The sequence below is a fragment of the Tamlana crocina genome (assembly GCF_012037625.1).
Window position 1 is genome coordinate 1 of sequence record NZ_JAAVJS010000653.1, and the last position, 326, is coordinate 326.

1 protein-coding gene is annotated in these 326 nt (G+C 50.6%); it reads left to right on the forward strand.

All coding sequences use genetic code 11. The features are described 5' to 3' along the window. A partial coding sequence (locus HC176_RS18435) for a TolC family protein (RefSeq protein ID WP_167920441.1) occupies positions 1-326 on the forward strand: 326 nt, incomplete at both ends.

Here is a 326-nt window from a genome sequence, read left to right on the forward strand (position 1 = left end):
ACATAAACATTCCCATCTTTAACGGCGGGGCCACACGGGCAAGAGTCAAACAAGACCAGGTCGATATCGAGAAAGCACAGCAGGACCTTCAGGAGACTCAGCTGGCACTGGACCTGGCTTATGCCAACGCGGTTGCACAGCTGGAGAACAGCCTGCTTACCATTCAGGCCCAGCAGGAAAATGTGGAGCTTGCAAGGGAAGTGCTGGAAGACACACAAAACAACTATGGATTGGGATTAGCCAGCCTTAACGATCTGCTGGATGCAGAAAGGGATCTTTCCGCAGCAATGAACAACCTCACCAATGCCCAACTTGATTACAAACTT